6 protein-coding genes are annotated in these 5,898 nt (G+C 61.9%); 2 read left to right on the top strand and 4 right to left on the bottom strand.

The window, feature by feature from the left end:
* Positions 1-190: 190 nt before the first annotated feature.
* Positions 191-1,609 (bottom strand): cellulase family glycosylhydrolase, encoded by a 1,419-nt coding sequence (locus VEK15_12385; protein ID HXV61488.1) that lies wholly within the window; start codon positions 1,607-1,609, stop codon positions 191-193.
* 118 nt (positions 1,610-1,727) lie between these two features.
* Here VEK15_12385 and VEK15_12380 point away from each other — a divergent pair, with 118 nt between their 5' ends.
* Positions 1,728-2,162: a dCMP deaminase family protein gene (locus VEK15_12380; protein ID HXV61487.1), complete on the top strand. Its 435-nt coding sequence runs from the start codon at positions 1,728-1,730 to the stop codon at positions 2,160-2,162.
* A 147-nt stretch (positions 2,163-2,309) separates the two neighbouring features.
* Here VEK15_12380 and VEK15_12375 read toward each other — a convergent pair whose 3' ends face one another.
* Positions 2,310-3,176: a hypothetical protein gene (locus VEK15_12375; GenBank protein ID HXV61486.1), complete on the bottom strand. Its 867-nt coding sequence runs from the start codon at positions 3,174-3,176 to the stop codon at positions 2,310-2,312.
* Between the two features lie 86 nt (positions 3,177-3,262).
* On the opposite strand from VEK15_12375, the gene VEK15_12370 reads away from it, so the two are divergent.
* Positions 3,263-5,014 (top strand): TonB family protein, encoded by a 1,752-nt coding sequence (locus tag VEK15_12370; protein HXV61485.1) that lies wholly within the window; start codon positions 3,263-3,265, stop codon positions 5,012-5,014.
* A 48-nt stretch (positions 5,015-5,062) separates the two neighbouring features.
* On the opposite strand, the gene VEK15_12365 is transcribed toward VEK15_12370, so the two are convergent.
* The gene (locus tag VEK15_12365) at positions 5,063-5,446 is read right to left on the bottom strand and encodes a type II toxin-antitoxin system VapC family toxin (GenBank protein ID HXV61484.1); all 384 of its coding nucleotides are present in this window, start codon (positions 5,444-5,446) and stop codon (positions 5,063-5,065) included.
* Entirely contained in the window at positions 5,443-5,679 is a 237-nt protein-coding gene (locus tag VEK15_12360; protein HXV61483.1) for a type II toxin-antitoxin system Phd/YefM family antitoxin, read from the bottom strand. The genes VEK15_12365 and VEK15_12360 overlap by 4 nt, the downstream gene beginning before the upstream one ends.
* Between the last annotated feature and the right edge of the window lie 219 nt (positions 5,680-5,898).

Raw genomic sequence — 5,898 nt, 5'->3', positions numbered from 1 at the left:
CGTGAGCAATCATGGCTGGATAAAATCTCGAGCAGGCTGATGAAAAAGTACGGCCAGCCTGCCGAGCGGTGGCCAAAACGTCTGCCGCGAGATCGGCGCGAATCGTCCGCATCGGGCTGCTTCGTGGGTATGAGATGTGAGCACGAAGTGCGAATAAGCGCCGCAAGGCAAAGCCGTGGCGGCCGATCGATTACGGGTCCCGCCACGGCATTGAGCACGCGAGAGAAGATTCCGTCGACTCATTCGCGGCATCGACCCGGAGCTGTACGACGTAATCATCGCTCCCGATTCGCCTGTCCGATTCCGTCTGGGGCTCGAGGGCAAGGACACGAATCGTGTGTTCACGGAACGCTCCCGTCGCGCCCCCTCCGGGAGGAACTTCGAGGCTCAGGCGAATGGCCTCCCCCGACGTGGTCCGAAGTCTAAGAACGACCTCTGCCTCCCCGGCACGAATGCACTGGACGTCTCGGGGACAGCGGGAGTCGCTTTCGACCTCTTCGAACGTCAGCGAAAAGTCCGCTCCCTCGACGCTGGCCGTCTCGCCCGGACGCAACAAGAAGGGTTCGCCCACCCTCGGTTCCGTCGAGAGGTGAACGACGGACGCGAGCATCGAAGAGAGGCCGCGGTCTTGGTCCCATCCATCGAAACGAAACCATTCAGCACCATCTTTCCCCGGAGGTTGCGCCGCGCTCATCCGAGCGAGGGCGTCGTATGCGGGCTTGGGTTGGCCCCGCACGTCGAGAAGACCGAATGAGTGCCAGGGGGTGATGGGCTCCTGCCAGTTGTACCAGATCGTCAGCGGGATGCCCGCCCGGCGGTTAACGGTCAATGCGCGCACGAGGAAGTCGGCCTGTCCCTCGGCGCCAAGACCCTCGACGGGATATCCCCACTCGCTCACGACGATCGGGACCTCACGCCTCGGAGAGTAGCGTCCGATCAGCTGACGCACCTGGTCGTAGAACTCAGTTGCCGCCTCGGGGTGAGAGGCCCCGTAAGGATGTACCGACACGGCGTCCACGACGTCGAGAAGCCCCAAGGCGAACGTTGCTTCGAGGTAGTCCAGGTCGAACGTGCTGCCACCGAGTGAGGGGCCCAGTATCCACGCGCCGGGATCCTCGCGGCGGATCTCGACGGCGGCAGCCCGGGCGAGCGCCACGTAGGCTGCGGCGTCGGGCGAGCCGGCCCAATATCGCGGCAGATTCGGCTCGTTCCAGATCTCCCACATCGCCCGTCCTCGAAAGTGGCGGGCCGCCGCGGCTGCGAAAGAAGCGAAAGCGGATCGACCGGTCTCCGTCGCCGGAGGGAATCCACGCTCGTGGAGGTCGTTTCCGTAATCCAGTATGAAGAGGACGCGTATGCGGAAAGGCTCGAAGGAATCGAGGAAGCGATCCCATATCCCGAAGTCGTAGCGTCCCGGTTCGGTCTCCACCGCACTCCATGCCAGGTCGAGTCGGACCCACCGGAGCCCGGCGGCAGCCATCGTCGCGGCCTGGTCGTAGGCCCCGCTGTAGAACGAGACGTTGACGCCGACGTCGTCGGGCGTGGTCCCCGATGTGCTACTGGTCGACGAGGAGACGACGAGCCCGAGGAAGAGAAGAGTTCGTGTCATGATGGATTAGTCTATTCGATGGCCGTCACGAGACGCGACGCCCGAAGAGGAACCTGGCGGGCGACGCCCCGTTTGTTCTAGAGTCATGAACAACAAAAAAGGAGCTGGGGAGACGGTGATGCGACCGGAATGGGACAGCTACTTCATGGGTTTCGCGCGGGCAGCGTCCGCTCGCGCCACCTGCGACCGCAAGCACGTAGGAGCCGTCATCGTCGTCGATCATCAAGTAGCGGCCACGGGCTACAACGGCTCGGTACGGGGGCTGCCCCACTGCGACGACGTTGGCCACGACATGGTGGACGGGCACTGCGTTCGCACGATCCACGCGGAGATGAACGCTCTCGCCCAGGCCGCTCGTCGGGGCGTCAAAGTCGAGGGAGCGTGGATCTACACGACGGCGAGTCCCTGCTGGGATTGTTTTCGGGTGCTGGTGAACGCCGGAATTCAGCGTTTCATCTACGGCGAAGGATATCGCGAAGAGGATCATCGGGCACGGATCGCCGACGTGGCTCGAGCGACAGGCGTTCAGATCAAGGCCCTATCAGGTTCATGAAAATGTCAGCCCAGCCTGCCGAGCGGTGGCCAGAACCTCTGCCGCGAGATCGGCGCGCAGCGCCGCAAAGGCCGAGCCGTGCCATCGTCGCAGCAGTTGACGAGATCGAGGCCCAGTCACTCGTCGTAGTCAGGAGGGCGACCGCGTTCAGTCGGCGAAGGCTTCGCGCAACGGAAGTAGCGTTGCTTCCAAGGACTCCCTGGGAACGGAGTTGATGAAGGGGCGGACGACCCAGCGAAAGGCGACGGGAATGGTTCGGCTCAGGCTGATGGACTCGCACTCGACGACGACCCCGTCGGCCTGTTGGGCAAACCTCCAGTATGAGTCCAGCCGCCAGAGAAATCCTCGGTCATCACCTACGGGCTTTTCTCGCTCGCGATCGGTTCCAGCGTTGTCGATCTCCGCGATTCGCGTCGCCTTGCTCCGGCTCGATGCCCGATCGGACCCGTGCCGTCGATAGATGACCTCGTGCTCCGTGTTGTAGTGGACGCTGATGACCTTCTTTCGCCGCAGCCGCAGAAAAATGTCGAAGGTGTCACCACGATGCGAATCGAGGCGCGAATCTTCCACTTCGTCGAAGTATTCTTCGTGCCTCTCGTAATCCTGCACCCAGGCGAGGACCCGATCGAGGGTCGCACCGGGCACGAGAACCGTTCCATACCAGTGATGAACCAGGCCGTCGGGTACATCGATCTTTCCACCTTCTTCGTTGGGCGTCGTCAACTTCTTGACGTAGACACTCGAGCGAATGGCGTCGCGAATCTGCGCTTGCTCCCGCTCCTCGAGGAAATCCCGCACGAGGAATCCCTTTTCGGATGCGAGCTCTCTTTCGATTCGCGCCTCGGTGAGCCTTTCGTAAGTCTCCCAGGCGGCCAGGGTCGCTTCCTGTAACTTCGCGGCCACGGCGGAAACGGCGCAAAGACCGAACATACCGCCGATCCAGAACACCGGCCCTGCCCGCATGTGGCCAAAATACTGCAGGCGCGAGCCACATCTCAAGCTGGCTGGTTCCACCAGTTGTCAGAAGGCAACCGTGTTTGTTACCTTAGAGGTACAGGTCGTCAAAACCTCGCGCGCCGTCATCACAGCAAGACAAGTCTATGCAAGAGCTCAGGTTTGGGCGCTACGAAGTCCGATCCGTGATCGGACAGGGTGCGATGGGCAAAGTCTACGGAGCCTACGATCCACGCACCAAACGCCCGGTCGCGGTGAAGGTCATCAAGGACGAGATCCTCTCTCAAGACGAGAACGGCGAGTTCCTGAGACGGTTCCAACGCGAAGCTCGTGCGGCCGGGAGCCTCTCGCACCCCAACATCATTACGGTCTTCGACGTCGGGGAAAACTACTTCGTGATGGAGTATCTGGAAGGAGAAACCCTCTCGAGCCTCCTGGCGAAACGAGGTCCTCTGCCCCTCGACGAAACACTCCAAATCGTGAGTCCCATCGCTGACGCGCTCGCCTTCGCTCATGACAAGGGTATCTGCCACCGCGACATCAAGCCGGCCAACATCATGGTCTCCCGGGATGGCCGCCCGGTCATCACCGACTTCGGCCTCGCACACCTGGAATCGACGGTGATGACCACATCGGGGCAGTTCCTCGGCTCGCCCTCCTACATGTCTCCCGAGCAGATCCGGGGCGACGTGATGTCACCGAGGGCGGACATCTATTCCTTGTGCGTGGTCACTTACGAGATGCTGACGGGGCGCAGGCCATTTTCCGGCGAGAACATCACGACGCTGGTATACAACGTCGTCAATAGCACACCGATTCCTCCGCACGAGCACAACCCTTGCCTCCCGCGGGATTACCACGACGTGTTCGTCCGGGCGCTGGCAAAGGATCCGGAAGAGCGCTTCGCTTCTTTTTCGGAGTTCGTGGCCGCCTTGAACGGCACCGACTCCGAACGAGTCACGGTTTCGGGGGCCGTCGGGGAGCAAACGCTCGTGCTCGATCCCGGGAGCGTTTCCCCAAAGCCCTCGGTTTCGCGCGAGGCGCACTCCGGCGGGCGAAAGGCGGTCGCCGCAGTCTTCGTTCTGGCGGTCCTCTCCGCGAGCTTGCTGGTTCAATGGTACGGCAGGGCCCCCCGCTACGAGGTTCGTATTCAAACCGACCCACCGGGAGCTAACGTCGTCGTCGACGGAACGGAATTCGGACCTTCGCCCATCGGTCTTCCGTCACTCGGCGAGGGAAAGCACAGCGTTCGCGTCACCAAGGATGGCTTTCTCCCGCTCGAAGAGGTCTTCGAGCTGACCGGTGCGTCGCGGGCCGAATCACTCAGGTTGGCCCTTCAGCCTGCTAATGTAATCCTATTCGTGGACTCGACGCCGCCCGGAGGCCTCGTCACGATCGACGGGAGCTCCGTCGGGAAGACTCCCCTCGAAGAGATCGAGCTCGACCCGGGCCAGCACGAAGTTCATGTCGCGCGCGACGGCTATGAGACCTGGCGATCCGTAGTGGCGGCACGGGGTGGGGAAAGCGTCAATCTCGTTGCTAGACTCCGCTCGATCGGGGCTGGCGGTTCCAGCCCTGCCGCGGCGGGCATTCGACCGGGGCAGCTCGTCGAGCTCGGCCCCGATGACAAACCTGCCAGAAGAATCTCGGGAGACCCACCCGGTTACCCCCGAGAGGCTCGTCGGCTCGAGCAGCAAGGAAGAGTGACGCTCGAGTTCGTGGTCACCGATGAGGGGATTCCGGTCGATATTCGGGTCGTCGAGTCAGCCGGGTCGGTTCTCGATGACGCCGTTCGGGAGTCCGTCGCGCAGTGGCGCTTCGAGCCCGCTGAAAAGAACGGCGTCACGGTGAGCGTCAAAATGCGCATCCGCCACACCTTTCGACTGGGAACGAAGTAGGAACCTCGGCTCAGCCGACAGCCAGCCAGCTAGGACTCGATAGCCTCATCACCAGTAGCGCCTGACCCCTGCTCGGTCGAAGAAGTCCTCGTTGCTCGCGAGCCACATGTCTTCGGCCAGCGCTTGAGCGATGAGCATCCGATCGAACGGATCGCGGTGATTGATCTGGAGCTGCCCCGCTCGTTCCGCGTGTTCCAACGATATGGGAAGTGCCCGAAAGCCCTGCTCGAGGACGTAAGAGTTCACCGTTCCGGCTGTCGCTGGCCACTCGAGTTTTCCGATTCGTGCTTTGGTCGCAATCTCCCATGCCGATGCCGCGCTCACGAACACATCGTTGTTTTCGCTCGCGATGCCGCGCTTGGCCTTCCGCGATAGTTTCCCGTCGAGAGTAGACCACCAGAGCAGCGCGTGTGTGTCGAGAAGAAGCTTCAAGACCTTCCCTCCCACGCGTCGAGATCCTCCTCGGGCAGAGGCTCGAAGAACGCGTCGGGAATCTTCACAACGCCTCGGAGAGTCCCCGGTTTGCGCCGGGGAGGTCGGAGCGCAATCGGTACGAGTCGCGCTACGGGCACATCGCCTCGCGAGATGACGATTTCTTCGCCGGCATGCGCTCGCTCGATGAGCTTGGAGAGCGTCGTTTTCGCCGTGTGGATCGTAACCTTCATCGCGGTTATGTTAGCTAATAATGTTAGCTAACGCAACCAGTTGTGCCGGCAGTTGATTCCGAGGCGAATGGAGGGTTTGAGTTTGCTAACGCGAAACTACCTCGGTTCTTCAGTCGGCCATTAATCGTTCTTTCCGGTCTCAGCCGGAGCTGCTCGACGAGCTCGAGCTAGAACTCGAGGAGCTCGAGCTACGCGAGGAGCTCGACGATGAGGAGCTGG

Source organism: Vicinamibacteria bacterium, from assembly GCA_035620555.1.
GTDB lineage: Bacteria > Acidobacteriota > Vicinamibacteria > Marinacidobacterales > SMYC01 > DASPGQ01.
This window is presented reverse-complemented; position numbering and strand designations above follow the sequence as displayed.